This is a genomic window from Ancylobacter sp., assembly GCF_965229075.1.
Classification (GTDB): Bacteria; Pseudomonadota; Alphaproteobacteria; order Rhizobiales; family Xanthobacteraceae; genus Ancylobacter.
The window spans coordinates 124,081-140,312 of record NZ_CBDDIO010000001.1; the positions used below are offsets into that span (position 1 = coordinate 124,081).

The following is a 16,232-nucleotide window of genomic DNA, read 5'->3' on the forward strand; positions in this document are numbered from 1 at the left end:
CGACAATCTGGGGATTGATATGTACATGATCATTTTGGTGTGCCTCGCCGGGATTGTCTTCGTTGTAGCCAAGGTCGCAGAATCCAAGGGCCGCTCCGCAGACGAGAAGATGGGAAGCATCCCGCTCTACTTTCTCGCCGTCGCCCTTGGCATCGCCGCGCTGATCACGCTCGCCTTCTGAACTTTCCGACAATCTGGAGAAACCCATGACCGCGTCGAGCTTCGACGAGGCGCTTAAGCGCGTACTCATCCACGAGGGCGGATACGTCAACCATCCAAAAGACCCCGGAGGCGCGACAAACAAGGGCGTCACTCAGCGGGTTTATGACGGCTGGCGCGACCGCCTTAAACTGCCCCGGCAGTCTGTTCGCTACATCAAAGACCAAGAGGTAGCTGACATCTATCGGCGCCAGTATTGGGATGCGATCCGAGGCGACGATCTCCCGAGGGGCATTGACTATAGCACTTTTGATGCCGCTGCAAACTCCGGCGTTTCGCAGGGGGCAAAATGGCTCCAGCGCGCTTTGGACGTGACCGCAGACGGGCAGATTGGCGAAGCAACGCTAGAAGCGGCCCGAAAGTCGAATGGTGCGACTGTCATCAACAAGGCAAACGATTTTCGGCTTGCCATGCTGAAAAGCCTGCGTACCTGGCCGACCTTTGGCAAAGGCTGGGAGCGCCGTGTTTCCGATGTCCGCAAGGTGGCGCTGGACATGGCGGCCAAAGCCCCGCTTCCTCCGGTGACAGGCGAGCCGGGAGGCGTCCCCGGCGCCGCGAAGGCCACGGTTGAAGATCGCAGCTTGAAGGACATCGCCAAGTCCCCCGAAGGGATGGGCGGCATTATAGCCGTCGGCAGCGCCGCGCTCAACGCTGCTTCTGACCCGACCAATCCTCTGGCGTGGGCGCTTGGCTTCGCGGTCATTGTCGCGGTTGGCGTAGGCGCGTTCTATTTCGTGCGGCGCCTGCGGAGTGCGGGCTGATGCTCGGCTGGGTTATCGACATCATCCCTTGGTGGGTATGGGCGGCGCTCGCCGCTGGCGCTCTAGCAGCAACATACACCCTCTGGCGCCCCGTGTGGGTGCTGCTGCCGTCCCCCGTCAAAACCGCCGTCATCGTCATCGCGACGGGCGGCGTTGCCTATCTCGCCGGCCGCAACAAGGGCGCGTCCGGTGCTCTCCAGCGCGCCAAAGAACAGGAGCAGGCCCGTGCAGACGAAATCATCGAACGCGGCACTGCCGCTCGCCAGCGTGCTGATCGCGACGCTTCTGACGGCAGGTTGCGTGAGCCAGACAACTGGAAACGGGACAACCGGTAGGGCTGTCTGCACGGTGCTACAGCCGGTGCGCTGGTCCGATTCCGATACAGACGAAACCATCCGCCAGGTTAAGGCGAACAACGCGGCCGGCAAGGTCGTTTGTGGATGGCGCTGAAATGGGTGAGCCTTCGCATTTTGACGACCTCACCCCGCGTGCCCGTGCGTTCCTCGCGAACCTGACAGACGAAAGAATTGAAGAACTAGAAGCGGCTATTGAGTTCTCTCGTGCCACCAAAACCGTCTCGCGCTTCATCAAATGGTGCATCATCACCGTGGCGGCGTTCGTGGTTGCTACTGCCGCTCTAGGCGATGCGGTGCAAAAAATATGGGGCTGGATCGCTCCCGCGTTCAATCCGAAATAATCCTCAGAATCGGAGCAATCCATGCGCTACCGCAACCTTGCGGCGTTCGCTCTATGCGCCGTCGCGTGCGTGCTTTTCGTGCTTTTTGCGCTGCCGGCGGCTTCGGTCCCCTTGGCGTCGTTCTCGGTCAAGATCGATATGCCGGAAGGCCACGGGTCTGGGGCGCATATTGGGAACGGATTCATCCTGACAGCGGCTCACGTCGTGGACGGTCGAGCGCCCACGGTCGTCACCAATACCGGCGCCCGTCAGGACGCAGAAGTCCTTTGGCTTAACCGCGAATATGATGTGGCGCTGTTGCGCATCCACGATCATGAGAACATCGGGGCGGTGCCGTTGGCATGTTCCGACCTTCCTGTTGGCACCGTGTATTCGGCCTATGGAAGCCCAGGCTCTGTCGACTTCGTGCATGCGAGCGGGGAGGTGGTTGGCGCGCCTGAAAAACGCGGCCCTTGGCTCTCTGTGGCGGCCCTAGATGGCACTGTCGTTATGGGTATGTCGGGTGGCGCCATTGTGTCCCGCAATCGCGTTGTCGGTGTCGCGGTCGGCGTTCAGACTGTCCGGGCCGGACTATTCCCCACCATCACCGGATTTGGCTTCGCGGTGCCTAGTCGGGTCGTGTGCGACTTGATGGGGCGCCCCTGACAGACATGGATGAATGGATTGTCCGTGACCCCGAGACTGGCCTAGTGATGGTTGGGCGCCGGCACAACATCGTGCATGACGACGCTCAAGGGCTTCTTGCTCTAGCGGCGCTGCTTATTCGAGCCGCCTATGAAGCGGAGAGGGGTGAGCACGATGCCTCGCTTATGCCAGCCTCGGAATGGCCGGCGGGGTTTCTCAAGCAGATTGCGGACCTCTAAACCGCGCAGTATCCCGCGTCTACCGTCGAGATAGCTTCAAAAATTCGCCCCACGGCTCTGCCGTGTCGCCATCGTACCCTGTCCGCTCGCGGAACCCAATTACTGCCATTTCATAGACGAAGCGCTGGAACTCTCGCCGCATGGCAGAGGCGTTTTTGTCATCGTTGACGTGCTGCATCCACCAGACGAACATCTCGTAGGGAGCATCACCGCGCACGTTGTTGCAGCGGCGGCATGCTATGACCGTTTCAATGCCGCCTCGGCTGGCCGGGGTGATGTGGTCCCGAGTACAAACAAGGCCCGGATCATCGGCTTGCCAATCTGACGGGGCAGTCATACGATGACAATAATGGCATCGCCCTCCGGGTGTAGCTTTCAGGCCGCGCATTTGAATGACGCCATAAGGGCGAACCATCCTTCACTCTCCTAGAGCTTCTTTCGCCAGCTTTCGCATATCCTGCACCTTAGACGATCCTAGCGTGCCGTTGTCTGCGCGCTCTATGATGGCGCGGAGGGCGGATCGGAGAATATTATTCTCCTGCACCGCTTCTTCCATCGTCACTGACTCAATACGGCCTTTGCCAACGCGAAAATATGCCGGTTCCATACTTGGAGCCTTTATGCCTGCTGTGGTTCGCTAAAGTGCAAAATTTCAATAAGCGCAAGCCTGTGGGAAATTGCCGTATTATAACAAGCGCTTGCCCCTATCTGCTCGTTTTTTGCTTGTCCAATATTGCCCATATTAAGCTCTTCAACTGATCGTTCGTAAGCGTCCTTCCCTAGACTAGAGTAAAGCCATATCATAGACTCGAACCTAGATCTTTTATCGTCCATCCCTCACTCCTCTATGTCTGGTGCGAAACAAATCGGGGTCCAGCCAGCGAGCATCCTAGGCGGGTCATCCTTGCCGAGCGAGAAATTACACTCTTCGCACGGCGCCCCGGCCCCACCACACCCGCAGGCCCTTTCCCCAGTCCACGGAGCATCGGTGTGCTCTTCGCACACCCAGCCGGTGCTCCCGCAATTTTGACATGACGGCTGTTTGGGTTTCATCCCCTCACCCTCTCCATAACGTACATCCCTGTAAGGAACCCCGCGACATAGGCGACGAAGACAGCCGCCAATAGCCTCGCGCTCATCAAGTCTGCGAGGAGGTCAAGCATTGCTCTCCTCCTTGGCTATGAGGGCGGAGAGCGCCGATCTCTCGTAATGATCGCGGGCAATTTCAACCGCTTCGATTTTTCCGTCTACCCTAGGGGTTGGGTACTGAATGTTGATCCCCTCGCGGCGCGCAAACCACCGACCGTCGTGCCCCCTTATAACGACGTAAACCCCAAGGTCTGAGCGGGCGATAGATATGTCGTTGGAAAAATCATTCCAAACCAGCGGCTTGATCCGAACACCAGCCCTCTCCAGCAGTTCTTTCAGTGCGGTGAGGTCAGTCATGGGAGGGCTCCCCGGTCTTGAGGGCGGCGCGGGCGATGTCTTCCGCTTCGATCAGCCGCTTGTACCTGGTCAAGGCGCCAGAACCGGCACCGATGTTGGCGATCCGGTACAGCGCTTCGCGGAGCTGAGCGATTTCTCCCGCATCGGCCTTCATCTGGTTACGCCAACCGTCCAGCTCCTCCTCCGCCTTCACCGCCCTTCCGAGCGCCTCTGTGGCCTGCTGATCGAGGGCGAGATATTCCATTGCCTTCTCACGGAGCACGGCCCTGAGCGCTTCAATCTCCTTCGCCCCGGCCTCTACCTGCCCCTTGTAGGCTTCGCAGCGTTCTTCGGCCTTCACCGCCCGCTCGCGCTCGGCTTCTAGCTGGTGGGTGAGGGTGGTGATGGTGTCCGCAGCGTTTAGGCCGGTTTCGATCAGCTTCGGCAGATCGCGGCCGTTCGCAGCTATGTCGGACAGGCGCGCCAGATTGTAGCCGTGGCGGGAGGCTGAGCGCCCGAAGTAGATCGCGTAGCCGTCACCATGCCGCTCGACCGAATAGATGTCCTCATGAGGCGGAATAGAAACGTCGAAGACCGATGCAACCCGGCTTGCCCCGATAGCTCGTGCGCCATTGAGGCCGGGATTATTCTCCCCCTCACTCATGGCCGGCCTCCGAGAGAGCGGCGCGGCCGGCGGTGATCGCTTCGACAATCTGATCGGGCCATATCCACCAGACCGGGAAGGCGCCTTCATCGCGGGCGCGCATCATGTCCTTGCCGCACTGGCAGCGCCGCCCGAGACTGTCGAAGCAGAGAGCGGTGAAGTGCGACCCGCGCCAGCCTTTCTTCTCGCCGTGCTCGGTGTTGTTGTATTCGGGATGGCGTGTCAGCCACGAGGAGGCTTTGTTGACCCACTGCTCGAACGTGTCGAAGCGCTGATCAGCAAAAGGAGGATTCACCCGCGCTCCTGGCGCGGACGGGGTGGGGTGGTCAGTCATCAGAAGCCCCCGCGATATGAGACAAATTCCATGCCCGCAGGCCATCAGATGCATAGCGGGAGTTCTCGGCGGAGGACTTCCCTGTTCGAGGCAGGGAAGGCCTCCACGCGCTGGGAGGCGGGCAATTCTCCCATCCTCCATGCTCGCCGGCACGCTGCCACCTGCCCGCTATTCCGCGCTTGTACTGCTCAGATTTCTTGCTGTAGGGCGTCCAGCGCATGGTGTAGATGTCCATGCCCAGAAATGGTGCGCCGTCACGTGGCGGCTCTTCGCCCTTCCATCGGTCTACATTTTCGGGGCCAGCAGATGCCTCTATGGCACGGGCCGCCTCTTGCAGGATGGCGTTCACTGCCTCATCGCTGATCGCGCCGTTGAAAAAATCTTCCAGCAGCATGCGCTCAAATTCTGTCGGCTCGTGATCCGGCCCCTCATCAGGACTGAACACGTAGTCATCAAGGTAGGCGTGCAACGCCTTGTAGATGCGGTTGCCGAGGCCGTTGTCCTTCCAGATCGGAAGGAGTTCAGTTGCGTTAATGTTTTCCTCAGTCATGAGCCGATCCCAATCATTGGGGGTCCGTTGGGGAGAGGGGCCAAAAACCGCTTTACAATCAGCCCCGATGTTCTGGGCTTGTTCACGGTTTTTCGGCTTGCCCTCGGTAAAACGCACGTCGTTGATTCCGCTTGTATTTCGTCAGTTTTGGACGAGATGTGCGATTTCGGCCCGGACGGCCTCTCCAACGGCCGCTCGCCCGACCGGCTCGACGCGCTGGTCTGGGCCGTCACCGCCCTGGCGCTCGGCCCCCGCGCCACGGCGCCCCGGGTGCGACGGGTGTGAGGGGCCGGGCCTGCGTGCCGGGCCTGCGTGCCAGGCCTGCGTGCTTCGAGACCGGCGCGTTGCGCCGGCACCTCAGCATGACGAGGGGTTCGACCTGGAGCGCCGTCATCCTGAGGTGCGCGCGGAGCGCGCCTCGAAGGATGGAGGTGGAGGGCGGTGATCCCGCCAGGATGCAATGAGATCGGCTACACGGACCGGAGCCCTTTGATGAAGCTCTTTCCCTTCCCGCTCGGTCGCCGGGCGGCGGCGCCCGAGGCGAAAGCCTCGCGCACCCAGGCGCTGGTGGCGCTGCTCGCCGGCCACCGGCCGCAATGGACGCCGCGCGACTATGGCGCACTCGCCCGCGAGGGCTATCAGCGCAACGCCATCGCCTATCGCTGCGTGCGGCTGATCGCCCAGGGGGTGAGCGAATTGCGCCCGCTGCTGAGCGAGGACGGGCGCGAGAGTGCGAGCCATCCGCTGCTCGACCTGCTGGCGCAGCCGAATGCGCGCCTGGCCGGGGCGGGGCTGATGGAGGCGCTCGCCGCGCATCTGCTGCTGGCCGGCAATGCCTATGTCGAGGCGGTGAGCCTCGGCGGCGCGCCGCGCGAACTCCATGTGCTGCGCCCGGACCGCATGCGCGTGGTGCCCGGTCCGGATGGCTGGGCGCAGGCTTATGACTATACCGCCGGCGGGCGCTCGGTGCGCTTCGTGCAGGAAGGTGTGCCGCCGCCGATCCTGCATGTGGCGCTGTTCAACCCGCTCGACGACCATTACGGCGCCCCGCCGCTGGAGGCGGCGCAGATGGCGCTCGATTTGCACAACGCCGCCGGCGCCTGGAACAAGGCGCTGCTCGACAATGCCGCCCGCCCTTCCGGCGCTCTGATCTATGCCGGGGCGGGCAATCTCTCGGACGAGCAGTTCGACCGGCTGAAGGAAGAGCTGGAGGCGAATTTTTCCGGCAGCGCCAATGCCGGGCGGCCGCTGCTGCTGGAAGGCGGGCTCGACTGGCGCCCGCTCTCGCTCTCGCCGCACGACATGGATTTCCTGGAGGCGAAGAACGCCGCCGCGCGCGAGATCGCGCTCGCCTTCGGCGTGCCGCCCATGCTGCTCGGCATTCCCGGCGACGCCACCTATGCCAATTACGCTGAGGCCAGCCGGGTGCTGTGGCGCCAGACCATCCTGCCGCTCGGCCGCCGGCTGCTGCACGAGATCAGCCTCTGGCTCGGCCCCGCCTATGGGCCGGGGCGGCTGGTGCTGGAGCCGGACCTCGACGCCATCGAGGTGCTGCACGGCGAGCGCGAGGCGCTGTGGCGCCGGGTGAACGAGGCGAGCTTCCTCACCGACGACGAAAAGCGCCAGGCGGTGGGCTATGGGGTGCGGGAGTGAGGGAATGCAGCACCATGTGATAGGCCAGGCACATCTCTTCCACGGTGATGCTGTCGAGATAATAAGCCAAATGGCGGATAATTCCATTGGAGCGTTGCTGGCCGATCCTCCTTATTCTAGCGGAAACTCGCTCCGATCCAATCGCGACATACTGACAAGCCAAAAATACTCATTCCGATCGGGAAAGAATCCAGAGTTCGATGGTGATTGCCGTGATCAACGGTCTTATCTCGCGTGGTCTAACCTGTGGTTGACAAAGGCGCGGGCGAAAGTGTCGCCATCGGGCATCTGTTGCGTCTTTTCAGACTGGCGGCAATTGCCGATTACAACAGACGCGATCCAAGCTGCAGGTTGGGTCTGGCGGGGCATTGTTCCTTGGGACAAGACTGAGTGCGCGCGGCCCCAACAAGGCCGATATCGAAACCAAGCAGAGTACGTCGTTTGGGGAACGAATGGACGACGGTCTTTGGCAGGTCCGACTGCGGCAGGTGTCGTTCGGTGTCGGCCTCCGCGCGACAGAGATCACATGGCGGGCAAGCCCGTCGAACTTATGTCCGCCCTACTTAAAATCATGGAAGGCCCCATACTTGATCCGTTTATGGGTTCCGGGTCCATTGGTGTTGCATGTATAAATAGTAATATTCCATATATAGGAATTGAATCTAATATAAAATACTATGAAATAGCGTGCAAAAGATTGGAAGAAGTTTCGAAATATTAGCTATATCAATTATCGATTTAGAAAATTTTGACGGAATCCAAACAAAGGCAGCTTGCAGTGTGGCTCTCGCCTCCATCTGCAGTCGGGAGACCCCCATGCAGCCGCTCATCACCGCTTTCGCCGCCAAGGCCGACATCGCCCATCTCGCCTTGCTGATGTGGGCGCTGGGGGCTTCGGCGCTGGCTGCCGTCGCGCTGCGCGAATTGGGCCGCGCGGTGCGCCGGTTCGATGATTTCGTGCGCGAGATCGCGCGCTTCAACGCCCAGTTCGGAGACGAGACATGAGTTCGACCCCGCGCATCCGGGCCTTCCTGCCCGGCCGCTTCACCGGGCTCGGCCCGCTTCTGCCGGCGCCGGACCGGGCCGGGCAGGCGCCGCAGGTGTTTCGCCAGTTCGGCCGCACGCTCGGCCGGCTGGAACGCACGGCCGCCACCCGCCGGCCGGGCACGGGGGAGGGGGCATGAGCCTCGACGCCCGCGCCTTCCCCCTGCGCGAGACCAAGGCCGGGGCCGCGCCCTTTGCCGGCGCGCTCGCCAGCATCGCGCCCGATGGCCGCTTCGAGGGCTATGCGGCGCTGTTCGGCCGGGTCGATCTCGGCCGCGACCTGATCCTGCCCGGCGCCTTCGGCCACTCGCTCGCCGAACGCGGCGCCGGCGGGGTGCGGCTGCTGTTCCAGCACGACCCGGCCGAGCCCATCGGCACCTGGCTCGGTCTCCACGAGGATTCGGTCGGGCTTTATGTGAAAGGCCAGCTCACCCTCGATGTCGCCCGCGCCCGCGAGGTGCTGGCGCTGATGCGCGCCGGGGCCATTGACGGGCTGTCCATCGGCTTCCGCGCGGTGGAGGGCCGCACCGACCCGCGCACAAGGGTGCGCCGGCTCTCGCGCATCGATCTGTGGGAAGTGTCGGTCGTCACCTTTCCGATGCAGCCGGATGCGCGCATCGCGGCGGTGAAGCGGGCCGGCGACACGCGGGCCGGAGCTTGTCTTGCGGGCGCGATCCGACGCGGCGCCCGCCGCCTGCGCGCCCTGCCGGGTCTGCGGCCGGTGGGGGGGACCTGAACCGGCCTGCGGGCCTCAAAGCCGGCGCGAGGCGCCGGCATCTCAGCAGGACGGGCGGTGGCATCACGAACGTCGTCATCGTGAGGTGCGCGCGTAGCGCGCCTCGAAGGATGGTCGCTCGCAGAGTGTCTCCCCTCATGGCCGGGCGTGACCCGGCCACCCGGACTTTGGCCGCGCACCAGCGGAAAGGCTGGGTCCCCGGGTCGAGCCCGGGGATGAGGAAGGGGGAGGGGCCCCGGATCGGCGTTGCGCGTGACGCGGCTTGTCCGGGGCTGCGGCCGGTGCTGTGAGGGCCTGCGTGGCTCAATGCCGGCGCGGCGCGCCGGCACCTCAGCATAACGGGCGTCGCTCAAAGACCCTCAGGACCGGGCTTGACCCGGCCACCCGGACTTTGGCCGCGCAACGGCGGAAGGGCTGGGTCCCCGGGTCAAGCCCGGGGATGAGGTCGCGTCCGTGGCCCGGTCACGCGACGTTGCAGCGCCGCGTGTGACGCGGCTTGTCCAGGGCACCGTTCCCTAAGGCGACCAACCCGCCTTCCGCCGTCATCGCGGACGGTCCGCCCGACCAATCCGGCATCGCACATTCCGTCTCACGATCCCGGCTCTCCGGCGGCGCCGGCGGCCGGGATGACCTCACTTCTTGCAAACAGGACATCAACTCCATGCAGCCGAGCCCCATTGCCCCCGAATGCAAGTCCGCCGGCCCCGAAGTCTCGGCCGCCTTCGAGGAATTCATGAGCGCCTTCGAGGCGTTCAAGGATGCCAACGACCAGCGGCTCGGCGCGCTGGAGCGGCGTGGCGGCGATGTCGTCGCCGACGACAAGGTGGCGCGCATCAATGCCGCGCTCGACGCGCAGAAGGCGCTGATCGATGAGCTGGTGCTGAAAGCCCGCCGTCCCCTGCTGGGCGGCGGCGATGCCGTCAGCGACCTCGCCGCGCGTGAGCACAAGGCGGCGTTCGACGCCTATGTGCGGACCGGCGAGGCGGCGGGACTAAAACGGCTGGAGGCCAAGGCGCTCTCCGCCGGGGTGGGCGCGGATGGCGGCTACACCGTGCCGAACGAGACCGAGCGCGAGATCGGCCGCCGTCTCACCGCGCTCTCGCCGATCCGCGCCCTCGCCGATGTGCGGGTGATCTCGGCCGGAACCTACAAGAAGCCGTTCATGACCTCCGGTCCGGCAGTGGGCTGGGTGGCGGAAACCGGCGCGCGCGGCCAGACCGCCAGCCCGGTGCTGGACGAGATCGCCTTCCCCGCCATGGAGCTCTACGCCATGCCGGCGGCGACGCAGACGCTGCTCGACGATTCGGCGGTGAATATCGACGAATGGCTCGCCATCGAGGTGGAAGCCGCCTTCGCGAGCCAGGAAGGCACGGCGTTCGTCACCGGCGACGGGGTGGGCAAGCCGAAGGGCTTCCTCGCCTATGACACGGTGGCGGAGAGCGCCTGGGTGTGGGGCAAGCTCGGCTTCCTCGCCACCGGCGCCGCCGGCGATTTCCCCGCCGCCAGCCCTTCCGACCCGCTGGTCGATCTCGTCTATGCCGTGAAAGCCGGCTACCGGCAGAACGGCTCCTTCCTGATGAGCCGGCGCACGCAGGGCGCGGTGCGCAAGCTGAAGGACGAGAACGGCCAGTATCTGTGGGCGCCGCCCAGCGCGCCGGGCACGCCGCCGAGCCTGATGGGCTTTCCCGTCCACGAGGCGGAGGAGATGCCGGGCATCGGGGCGGGTAGCCTCTCCATCGCCTTCGGCGATTTCCGCCGCGGCTATCTCGTGGTCGACCGGGCCGGGGTGCGGGTGCTGCGCGACCCCTATTCCGCCAAGCCCTATGTGCTGTTCTACACCACCAAGCGCGTCGGCGGCGGGGTGCAGGATTTCGACGCCATCAAGCTGCTGAAGTTCGCCGCCTGAGCGGCAAGTCAAAAAAAAATGGGGCGCCCCGGTGAGGGGCGCCCCAGAAGACGGTCAGGTCTCGAAAGGTCCGTTCGGCTCACTTGGTCGAGCGGTCACTTGGTCGAGCAGGTCACTTGGTCGAGCGGGCATTCGCCTCGACGGCCTGGTTGATATAGGCGTCGGAGGTGCCGGGCACGGTCAGGGTGGCGTTGCGGCCTTCCACGACCGGCTGCGCGGTCTGGCTCTGCACCTGCGGGGCCGGGTGGGTGCCATAGAGGGTGGCGTCACGGCCGGCGGCCTGGGCGCCCACGGCGCCGAGGGTGGCGAAGGCAACGGCGGCGATGAGGATCTTGTTCATGGTCGATACTCCTTGAAAAGTGGCCGGCGCGCGCTCACCTGGGGGCGCCGGCCTTGGGGGGAAGCGGGAGATCAGTTGGTCGAGCGGGCGTTCGCCTCGACCGCCTGCTTGATGTAGGCGTCGGAGGTGGCGGGAACCGCGACCGCGGCGTTGCGGCCCTCGACGACCGGCGCGGCGGCTTCCGCCTGCACCGAAGCGGCGCGCTCATAGGTGGTGGCGTCGCGGCCATCGGCAGCCTGGGCGGCAACCGAACCGAAGGTGGCGAGGGCGACGGCGGCGATGAGGATCTTGTTCATTTTGGTCTTCTCCGAAGAGTGGGTGGGCGGCCCGTGTCGGCCGCGCCGTTCATGAGGAGAAGCTAGTTCCGGCATCGGCGCATGGCCAGTTGCGATAAGGCGCCGATAGGATTGCGCAGATGCAATAACAACTGCGTGTTTGGCTCTGGCGGAGGCGCGCGGGCGTGCCTAAGGGCGCAATCGATAAGATCGCGCGCGCTTTAAAATCGAACCGAGACGGCACCGCACGCGCGCTCGTGACGATTGCACGCGCCGCTTCTGGCCGCTACAGGGCAGGACCACTTGCGGAGCCGCCTTTGACACGTCTTCTGTTCGTGTGCAGCCGCAACAGGCTGCGCAGCCCGACCGCCGAGCAGGTCTTCGCCGGGCGGGAGGGGCTTGAGGTCGCGTCCGCCGGCACCAATCGCGATGCCGACACCCCGGTGACGGCCGACCTCGTGGCCTGGGCCGACATCGTCTTCGTGATGGAGAAGGCGCAGCGGGACAAGCTGCAGGCGCGCTACCGCGCCGCGCTCAAGGACAAGCGGCTGGTGTGCCTGGACATACCGGACCGCTTCGCCTTCATGGACCCGGCGCTGGTGGCGCTGCTGGAGCGCAAGGTGAGGCCGTTCCTGCGCTGAGGTCGCGCCCTAGCGTCCGATTCCCCGCAGCGTGGCGTCGATCCAGGCGCGCTGCGGGCCGATGAGCGTGGCGCCGGTGACGCCGCCGCAGCCGCGCGCGCCGCCCGCCGCCGTCGACCAGCCTATGATGCCGGCGACCACACCGTCGATGAGCACCGGGCCGCCGCTGTCGCCGGTGCAGCCGCCCTTGGCGGCGCCGTCGGACAGGCGGACCATGATGCCGCCCGTCGTGCCGATGCTCGGAAGGGTAACGGCGCGCAGCGTGCCGGCACTCTTGCCGTCGCCGTCCTTGGTCACGCCATAGCCGGCGACGGTGAAGGCGGTGCGCTTCGGCGGCAGCGCCACCTCGCGGGTGAGCGCGGCGGGGCGGAAGCTGGCTGGGAGCGTCTCGCTGAGGCGCACCAGAGCGAGGTCCGGCGTCGGGCGGCGCGTTTCGAACGAGTTCGGATCGAAGGACGGGTGCACCGCCTTGCGGTCGACCGGGATGAGGCGCGGCGTCCCGGCCTCGAACACCACCACCGCATAATCCGCCGCCGGCTCGACGCAATGGGCGGCGGTGAGCAGCACGTTTGCACCCAGCACCACACCGGTGCAGGTGGCGCCGCGCGTCGACACGATCATCGCCGTCTCTGCCGCCAGCTCGGGCTCCGCCGGCCCGCCGCCGACAATGGCGCGGGCGGGGGTGGCGAGCGCGAGAGCGGTGAGGACGGCGGAGAGGAGGAGGCGCATCGGCTCGTTCCAGACAAGGGCGCGCCGTTGTGGCGGTGCCCGGCCGCAACGTCAATCGGCAACCCCTTCACACAGAGAGGCACCATGCCCGCGATCCTTCTCGCCGGGCCGACGGCTGAGCCGCTGACGCTCGCCGAGGCCAAGACCTATCTGCGCGTCGACCATGGCGCCGAGGACGCGCTGATCGCCTCGCTCATCACCGCCGCGCGGGCGACCGTGGAGGCGCTGACGCGGCGCGTGCTGATCGAGCAGAGCTGGCGCCTTGTCCGCAATGCCTGGCCCGCCTCCGGCCTGATCGCGGTGCCGGCGAACCCGCTGAAGGCGCTGACCGCCGCCCGCCTTATCGCCGCCGACGGCACCGAAACCGCGCTGCCGCTCGACGCCTTCACGCTCGACACGGCGCGGCTGCCGGGGCTGATCCGCGTCGCGCGGGGGGCTGTGCCCAACCCGATGCGCCCGCTCGCCGGCATCGCGCTCGACATCACCGCCGGCCATGGGCCGAACGCGGACCATGTGCCCTCGCCGCTGGTGGAAGCGGTGCGGGTGGTTCTTGCCCATTTCTACGAGCACCGCGATGTCGCGGGGGCCAGCGCGGCCTTTCCCGCCCGGCTCGACGCGCTGGTGGCGCCGTTCCGGGTGGCGCGGCTATGAGCGGCATTGGGGCCTTAAGGCACCGGCTGGTCCAGGAAACGCCGGTGGAGATGCCGGACGGCATGGGCGGCGTCACCCGCAGCTTCCTCGCCGTTGACAGCCTGTGGGGGGCGATCGCGACACGCGGGGCGGCGGCGGACCTTGCCGACCGGCCCGGCGCGCTGCTCGCCCACACCGTCACCCTGCGCGCGCCCGCCACCGTGCAGCCGGGCGACCGGCTGCGGCTCGGCGCCCGGCGCTTTCTCGTCGAGGCGGTGAGCGACCCGGACGGGCGCGGGCGCTTTCTGATCTGCGACTGCCGGGAGGAGACGCCATGAAATTCGCAACCCGCCTGCGCGGGCTGGAAACGCTGCGGCGCCGGCTGGCACAGCTGGCGCCGCGCCGGTTTGACGGGAGGCGGCGATGAGCGCCGCGACCGCGCCGGCGGTGGCGCTGCGCCGGGCGATCCACGCCGCCCTCGCCACGGACGCGGCGCTGACCGCCGCGCTGGGCGAAGGCCGCATCCATGACCTGCCGCCGGCGAGCCCGGCCTTTCCCTATGTGACGCTGGGCGAGGCGCAGGTGAGCGACTGGTCCACCGCCACCGAGGCGGGGGCCGAGCATCGGCTGAGCCTTGCCTGCTGGTCGCGCCAGGGTGGGCATGCCGAGGCGCACCAGCTGGCGCATCTGGTGCAGCAGGCGCTGCACGACGCGCCGCTCGGCCTTGACGGGCACCGGCTCGTCAATCTGCGGTTCACCTCGGCGGAAATCCGCCGCGAGCCCGGCGGGCGCACCTATCGCGCCCTGCTACGCTTCCGCGCGGTGACCGAGCCGGCGTGACGGACAGCGCCGGCAGCATTTGCACGCAAATGATTCTGCCGACTCAAGAATCCGCGCCGGGTTGAATCGGAATGTGAGAAGGCGCGCGATCCGGGCGCCGGCCCGGCCGCGCCGGGTGTGCAAAGCGGATTGTCGATTTGGCAAAGCCGCGAAGAAAACCGCGCAAGCGATTCCGCCGACTCAGGAATCCGCCTGAAGTTGATTCAGAACATGAAGTCACTTGGCGGCGTTTGCGGATTCGACGTGTGAAGTCGTCGCGACCTCATCCGCAGTCTTGCGTCGGAGTGAGTTTAGTTCCCAAGGGTTAACCATCTCTGAATACCGTCGAACACACGGTATCGCAAGCAAAGGAGCGGCCGATGGCGGCGCAGAAGGGCAAGGACCTTCTTCTGAAGATCCATGACGGCACGGCCTTCGTCACCGTGGCGGGGCTGCGGTCGCGGCAGATCGCCTTCAATGCCGAGGCGGTGGACGTGACCCATGCCGAGAGCGCCGGGCGCTGGCGCGAGCTGCTCGCCGGGGCCGGGGTGAAGCGGGCCTCGGTGGCGGGCTCCGGCGTGTTCAAGGACGGCGCGTCGGACGCGCTGATCCGCCAGAGCTTCTTCGACGGCACGCTGCGCAACGCGCAGATCGTGGTGCCGGATTTCGGCACGCTGGCCGGGCCGTTCCAGATCACCAGCCTGGAATTCGCCGGCGAGCACGACCGCGAGGTGACGTTCGACATCGCGCTGGAAAGCGCCGGGGAGATCACCTTCGCCGCGCTGTGAGGGGCGCGGCGAGGCGCACGCGCGGCGAAAAACATGCCCCGCCCTCAGGACCGGGCGTGACCCGGCCACCCCGTATATCGCCGGGCGAGCGGCGGAGAGGGCTGGATCCCCGGGTCAAGCCCGGGGATGAGGGGTTTCGAGGCGCTTTCAGAAACAGGCGGCCAGGAGCCGACGGCGCTGTGAGGGGCGTTCCCCATCTCCCTCAGGACCGGGCTTGACCCGGCCACCCCGTATATCGCCGGGCGAGCGGCGGGGAGGGCTGGATCCCCGGGTCAAGCCCGGGGATGAGGGCTGTTGGGGTGCTTTCATAAACAGGCGGCCAGGAGCCGGCGGCGCTGTGAGGGTGCGTTCCCCATCTCCCTCAGGACCGGGATTGACCTGGCCACCCCGTATATCGCCGGGCGAGCGCCGGGGACGCCCGGGTCCCCGGGTCAAGCCCGGGGATGAGGGTCGTGTTTTCGCGTCAGCTTCAGCCCTGAGGGAGGAACACATCATGGCCAATCGCCACCGTGGCGAGATTTCCGCCGAACTCGACGGGCGCCGGCGCACGCTGGTGCTGACCCTGGGCGCGCTGGCGGAGCTTGAGGACGCGTTCGGCGCCGAGGATCTGGTGGCGCTCACCGGTCGCTTCGCACAGGGGCGGCTCGCGGCGCGCGACGCCATCCGCCTCATCGCCGCCGGGCTGCGCGGGGCGGGGGAGAGCGTCACCGAGGCGGAGGTGGCGCGCATGACCACGCCGGGCGGGGCGGCCGGTTTCGCACGGCTCGTCGGCGCGCTGATCGCCGCTACGTTTGGCGGGGAAGAGGCGGGCGACGGCGCGGCCCGCCCTTTGCCCGATCTCCCGGAGGCGGCGGGATAGGGGGGCCGTCTCGCCTCGACGGGGAGGGTGCCCCGCCCTTTCCCGGGGAGGGCGCTCCGCCCTTCCCCTGGGAGGAGGCGATGGCCTTCGGCTTTGGCCGGCTGCGCCTGTCCTCGCGCGCCTTTTGGCGCCTCACCCCGCGCGAACTCGCCGCCGCGCTGATGGCGCAGTTCCCGGACTGAGCGGGCACTGCCTCGCCGCGCGGGCCCTCATCCCCGGGCGTGACCCGGGGACCCAGCGCAGCCGCCCGCGCCCGGTTCCAAGGCCGGGTGGCCGGGTCAAGCCCGGTCCTGAGGGCG

At 66.3% G+C, this 16,232-nt stretch carries 26 protein-coding genes and 1 pseudogene; 19 read left to right on the forward strand and 8 right to left on the reverse strand.

The annotated features are described in order from the left end of the window. The first annotated feature begins 19 nt into the window (after nucleotides 1-19). From ACO07Z_RS00760 to ACO07Z_RS00780, 5 genes are all read left to right on the forward strand, one after another. A complete protein-coding gene (locus ACO07Z_RS00760; protein ID WP_421696948.1) occupies nucleotides 20-181 on the forward strand; it encodes a hypothetical protein in 162 nt (53 codons plus the stop codon). A 25-nt stretch (nucleotides 182-206) separates the two neighbouring features. Further along, on the forward strand, nucleotides 207-980 hold the full coding sequence (locus tag ACO07Z_RS00765) for a glycoside hydrolase family 108 protein (protein WP_421696949.1): 774 nt from the start codon (nucleotides 207-209) through the stop codon (nucleotides 978-980). Beyond that, a complete protein-coding gene (locus ACO07Z_RS00770; RefSeq protein WP_421696950.1) occupies nucleotides 980-1,315 on the forward strand; it encodes a hypothetical protein in 336 nt (111 codons plus the stop codon). Before ACO07Z_RS00765 ends, ACO07Z_RS00770 begins: the two co-directional genes overlap by 1 nt. Nucleotides 1,316-1,431: 116 nt before the next feature. After that, nucleotides 1,432-1,677: a hypothetical protein gene (locus ACO07Z_RS00775; protein ID WP_421696951.1), complete on the forward strand. Its 246-nt coding sequence runs from the start codon at nucleotides 1,432-1,434 to the stop codon at nucleotides 1,675-1,677. Between the two features lie 21 nt (nucleotides 1,678-1,698). Then, complete coding sequence (locus ACO07Z_RS00780) at nucleotides 1,699-2,322, forward strand: trypsin-like peptidase domain-containing protein (RefSeq protein ID WP_421696952.1); 624 nt, start codon at nucleotides 1,699-1,701, stop codon at nucleotides 2,320-2,322. Nucleotides 2,323-2,559: 237 nt separating this feature from the next. Here the strand turns inward: ACO07Z_RS00780 and ACO07Z_RS00785 are convergent, their stop codons facing one another. From ACO07Z_RS00785 to ACO07Z_RS00805, 5 genes are all read right to left on the reverse strand, one after another. Further along, entirely contained in the window at nucleotides 2,560-2,955 is a 396-nt protein-coding gene (locus ACO07Z_RS00785; protein ID WP_421696953.1) for an HNH endonuclease, read from the reverse strand. Nucleotides 2,956-3,695: 740 nt separating this feature from the next. Beyond that, complete coding sequence (locus tag ACO07Z_RS00790) at nucleotides 3,696-3,986, reverse strand: hypothetical protein (RefSeq protein ID WP_421696954.1); 291 nt, start codon at nucleotides 3,984-3,986, stop codon at nucleotides 3,696-3,698. Continuing rightward, complete coding sequence (locus tag ACO07Z_RS00795; protein ID WP_421696955.1) at nucleotides 3,979-4,629, reverse strand: hypothetical protein; 651 nt, start codon at nucleotides 4,627-4,629, stop codon at nucleotides 3,979-3,981. Before ACO07Z_RS00795 ends, ACO07Z_RS00790 begins: the two co-directional genes overlap by 8 nt. Beyond that, nucleotides 4,622-4,963, reverse strand: a complete 342-nt coding sequence (locus ACO07Z_RS00800; RefSeq protein WP_421696956.1) for a hypothetical protein — start codon at nucleotides 4,961-4,963, stop codon at nucleotides 4,622-4,624. The genes ACO07Z_RS00795 and ACO07Z_RS00800 overlap by 8 nt, the downstream gene beginning before the upstream one ends. After that, nucleotides 4,956-5,630: a hypothetical protein gene (locus tag ACO07Z_RS00805; protein WP_421696957.1), complete on the reverse strand. Its 675-nt coding sequence runs from the start codon at nucleotides 5,628-5,630 to the stop codon at nucleotides 4,956-4,958. Before ACO07Z_RS00805 ends, ACO07Z_RS00800 begins: the two co-directional genes overlap by 8 nt. 33 nt (nucleotides 5,631-5,663) lie before the next feature. On the opposite strand from ACO07Z_RS00805, the pseudogene ACO07Z_RS00810 reads away from it, so the two are divergent. The 7 genes and pseudogenes from ACO07Z_RS00810 to ACO07Z_RS00840 all read left to right on the forward strand — a co-directional run. Next, nucleotides 5,664-5,798 (forward strand): annotated as a pseudogene (locus ACO07Z_RS00810) (ATP-binding protein); the annotation flags it as partial. Nucleotides 5,799-6,005: 207 nt separating this feature from the next. Then, nucleotides 6,006-7,166, forward strand: a complete 1,161-nt coding sequence (locus ACO07Z_RS00815) for a phage portal protein (protein ID WP_421696958.1) — start codon at nucleotides 6,006-6,008, stop codon at nucleotides 7,164-7,166. Nucleotides 7,167-7,236: 70 nt separating this feature from the next. Beyond that, on the forward strand, nucleotides 7,237-7,887 hold the full coding sequence (locus tag ACO07Z_RS00820; protein WP_421697856.1) for a DNA-methyltransferase: 651 nt from the start codon (nucleotides 7,237-7,239) through the stop codon (nucleotides 7,885-7,887). 95 nt (nucleotides 7,888-7,982) lie between these two features. Beyond that, nucleotides 7,983-8,171, forward strand: coding sequence for a hypothetical protein (locus tag ACO07Z_RS00825; RefSeq protein WP_244377874.1), 189 nt, complete (start codon nucleotides 7,983-7,985; stop codon nucleotides 8,169-8,171). After that, complete coding sequence (locus tag ACO07Z_RS00830) at nucleotides 8,168-8,350, forward strand: hypothetical protein (protein WP_421696959.1); 183 nt, start codon at nucleotides 8,168-8,170, stop codon at nucleotides 8,348-8,350. The genes ACO07Z_RS00825 and ACO07Z_RS00830 overlap by 4 nt, the downstream gene beginning before the upstream one ends. Beyond that, nucleotides 8,347-8,946, forward strand: a complete 600-nt coding sequence (locus ACO07Z_RS00835) for an HK97 family phage prohead protease (RefSeq protein ID WP_421696960.1) — start codon at nucleotides 8,347-8,349, stop codon at nucleotides 8,944-8,946. Before ACO07Z_RS00830 ends, ACO07Z_RS00835 begins: the two co-directional genes overlap by 4 nt. A gap of 661 nt (nucleotides 8,947-9,607) precedes the next feature. Further along, nucleotides 9,608-10,852: a phage major capsid protein gene (locus ACO07Z_RS00840; RefSeq protein WP_421696961.1), complete on the forward strand. Its 1,245-nt coding sequence runs from the start codon at nucleotides 9,608-9,610 to the stop codon at nucleotides 10,850-10,852. A gap of 112 nt (nucleotides 10,853-10,964) precedes the next feature. On the opposite strand, the gene ACO07Z_RS00845 is transcribed toward ACO07Z_RS00840, so the two are convergent. Together ACO07Z_RS00845 and ACO07Z_RS00850 are read right to left on the reverse strand one after the other, a co-directional pair. Then, on the reverse strand, nucleotides 10,965-11,192 hold the full coding sequence (locus ACO07Z_RS00845) for a hypothetical protein (RefSeq protein ID WP_421696962.1): 228 nt from the start codon (nucleotides 11,190-11,192) through the stop codon (nucleotides 10,965-10,967). 71 nt (nucleotides 11,193-11,263) lie between these two features. Beyond that, entirely contained in the window at nucleotides 11,264-11,488 is a 225-nt protein-coding gene (locus ACO07Z_RS00850; protein ID WP_421696963.1) for a hypothetical protein, read from the reverse strand. A 296-nt stretch (nucleotides 11,489-11,784) separates the two neighbouring features. On the opposite strand from ACO07Z_RS00850, the gene ACO07Z_RS00855 reads away from it, so the two are divergent. Then, nucleotides 11,785-12,108, forward strand: a complete 324-nt coding sequence (locus tag ACO07Z_RS00855) for a low molecular weight protein tyrosine phosphatase family protein (RefSeq protein ID WP_421696964.1) — start codon at nucleotides 11,785-11,787, stop codon at nucleotides 12,106-12,108. A 9-nt stretch (nucleotides 12,109-12,117) separates the two neighbouring features. On the opposite strand, the gene ACO07Z_RS00860 is transcribed toward ACO07Z_RS00855, so the two are convergent. Beyond that, nucleotides 12,118-12,837, reverse strand: coding sequence for a S1 family peptidase (locus ACO07Z_RS00860; RefSeq protein WP_421696965.1), 720 nt, complete (start codon nucleotides 12,835-12,837; stop codon nucleotides 12,118-12,120). Nucleotides 12,838-12,921: 84 nt separating this feature from the next. Between ACO07Z_RS00860 and ACO07Z_RS00865 the strand changes: the two genes are divergently transcribed. The 6 genes from ACO07Z_RS00865 (at nucleotide 12,922) to ACO07Z_RS00890 (ending at nucleotide 16,115) form a co-directional block, all read left to right on the forward strand. Further along, nucleotides 12,922-13,488: a head-tail connector protein gene (locus tag ACO07Z_RS00865; protein ID WP_421696966.1), complete on the forward strand. Its 567-nt coding sequence runs from the start codon at nucleotides 12,922-12,924 to the stop codon at nucleotides 13,486-13,488. Further along, complete coding sequence (locus tag ACO07Z_RS00870) at nucleotides 13,485-13,805, forward strand: head-tail adaptor protein (protein WP_421696967.1); 321 nt, start codon at nucleotides 13,485-13,487, stop codon at nucleotides 13,803-13,805. The genes ACO07Z_RS00865 and ACO07Z_RS00870 overlap by 4 nt, the downstream gene beginning before the upstream one ends. A gap of 85 nt (nucleotides 13,806-13,890) precedes the next feature. Then, nucleotides 13,891-14,307: a DUF3168 domain-containing protein gene (locus tag ACO07Z_RS00875; RefSeq protein ID WP_421696968.1), complete on the forward strand. Its 417-nt coding sequence runs from the start codon at nucleotides 13,891-13,893 to the stop codon at nucleotides 14,305-14,307. Between the two features lie 359 nt (nucleotides 14,308-14,666). Continuing rightward, on the forward strand, nucleotides 14,667-15,074 hold the full coding sequence (locus ACO07Z_RS00880) for a phage major tail protein, TP901-1 family (RefSeq protein ID WP_421696969.1): 408 nt from the start codon (nucleotides 14,667-14,669) through the stop codon (nucleotides 15,072-15,074). 493 nt (nucleotides 15,075-15,567) lie between these two features. After that, a complete protein-coding gene (locus tag ACO07Z_RS00885) occupies nucleotides 15,568-15,933 on the forward strand; it encodes a gene transfer agent family protein (RefSeq protein WP_421696970.1) in 366 nt (121 codons plus the stop codon). Beyond that, complete coding sequence (locus ACO07Z_RS00890; RefSeq protein ID WP_421697857.1) at nucleotides 15,930-16,115, forward strand: phage tail assembly chaperone; 186 nt, start codon at nucleotides 15,930-15,932, stop codon at nucleotides 16,113-16,115. Before ACO07Z_RS00885 ends, ACO07Z_RS00890 begins: the two co-directional genes overlap by 4 nt. Nucleotides 16,116-16,232 lie beyond the last annotated feature (117 nt).

Coding starts and splice junctions, on each gene's coding strand:
- ACO07Z_RS00760 (WP_421696948.1), top strand. CDS start 20: ATGTACATGATCATTTTGGTGTGCCTCGCCGGGATTGTCTTCGTTGTA.
- ACO07Z_RS00765 (WP_421696949.1), top strand. CDS start 207: ATGACCGCGTCGAGCTTCGACGAGGCGCTTAAGCGCGTACTCATCCAC.
- ACO07Z_RS00770 (WP_421696950.1), top strand. CDS start 980: ATGCTCGGCTGGGTTATCGACATCATCCCTTGGTGGGTATGGGCGGCG.
- ACO07Z_RS00775 (WP_421696951.1), top strand. CDS start 1,432: ATGGGTGAGCCTTCGCATTTTGACGACCTCACCCCGCGTGCCCGTGCG.
- ACO07Z_RS00780 (WP_421696952.1), top strand. CDS start 1,699: ATGCGCTACCGCAACCTTGCGGCGTTCGCTCTATGCGCCGTCGCGTGC.
- ACO07Z_RS00785 (WP_421696953.1), bottom strand. CDS start 2,955: ATGGTTCGCCCTTATGGCGTCATTCAAATGCGCGGCCTGAAAGCTACA.
- ACO07Z_RS00790 (WP_421696954.1), bottom strand. CDS start 3,986: ATGACTGACCTCACCGCACTGAAAGAACTGCTGGAGAGGGCTGGTGTT.
- ACO07Z_RS00795 (WP_421696955.1), bottom strand. CDS start 4,629: ATGAGTGAGGGGGAGAATAATCCCGGCCTCAATGGCGCACGAGCTATC.
- ACO07Z_RS00800 (WP_421696956.1), bottom strand. CDS start 4,963: ATGACTGACCACCCCACCCCGTCCGCGCCAGGAGCGCGGGTGAATCCT.
- ACO07Z_RS00815 (WP_421696958.1), top strand. CDS start 6,006: ATGAAGCTCTTTCCCTTCCCGCTCGGTCGCCGGGCGGCGGCGCCCGAG.
- ACO07Z_RS00820 (WP_421697856.1), top strand. CDS start 7,237: ATGGCGGATAATTCCATTGGAGCGTTGCTGGCCGATCCTCCTTATTCT.
- ACO07Z_RS00825 (WP_244377874.1), top strand. CDS start 7,983: ATGCAGCCGCTCATCACCGCTTTCGCCGCCAAGGCCGACATCGCCCAT.
- ACO07Z_RS00830 (WP_421696959.1), top strand. CDS start 8,168: ATGAGTTCGACCCCGCGCATCCGGGCCTTCCTGCCCGGCCGCTTCACC.
- ACO07Z_RS00835 (WP_421696960.1), top strand. CDS start 8,347: ATGAGCCTCGACGCCCGCGCCTTCCCCCTGCGCGAGACCAAGGCCGGG.
- ACO07Z_RS00840 (WP_421696961.1), top strand. CDS start 9,608: ATGCAGCCGAGCCCCATTGCCCCCGAATGCAAGTCCGCCGGCCCCGAA.
- ACO07Z_RS00845 (WP_421696962.1), bottom strand. CDS start 11,192: ATGAACAAGATCCTCATCGCCGCCGTTGCCTTCGCCACCCTCGGCGCC.
- ACO07Z_RS00850 (WP_421696963.1), bottom strand. CDS start 11,488: ATGAACAAGATCCTCATCGCCGCCGTCGCCCTCGCCACCTTCGGTTCG.
- ACO07Z_RS00860 (WP_421696965.1), bottom strand. CDS start 12,837: ATGCGCCTCCTCCTCTCCGCCGTCCTCACCGCTCTCGCGCTCGCCACC.
- ACO07Z_RS00865 (WP_421696966.1), top strand. CDS start 12,922: ATGCCCGCGATCCTTCTCGCCGGGCCGACGGCTGAGCCGCTGACGCTC.
- ACO07Z_RS00870 (WP_421696967.1), top strand. CDS start 13,485: ATGAGCGGCATTGGGGCCTTAAGGCACCGGCTGGTCCAGGAAACGCCG.
- ACO07Z_RS00875 (WP_421696968.1), top strand. CDS start 13,891: ATGAGCGCCGCGACCGCGCCGGCGGTGGCGCTGCGCCGGGCGATCCAC.
- ACO07Z_RS00880 (WP_421696969.1), top strand. CDS start 14,667: ATGGCGGCGCAGAAGGGCAAGGACCTTCTTCTGAAGATCCATGACGGC.
- ACO07Z_RS00885 (WP_421696970.1), top strand. CDS start 15,568: ATGGCCAATCGCCACCGTGGCGAGATTTCCGCCGAACTCGACGGGCGC.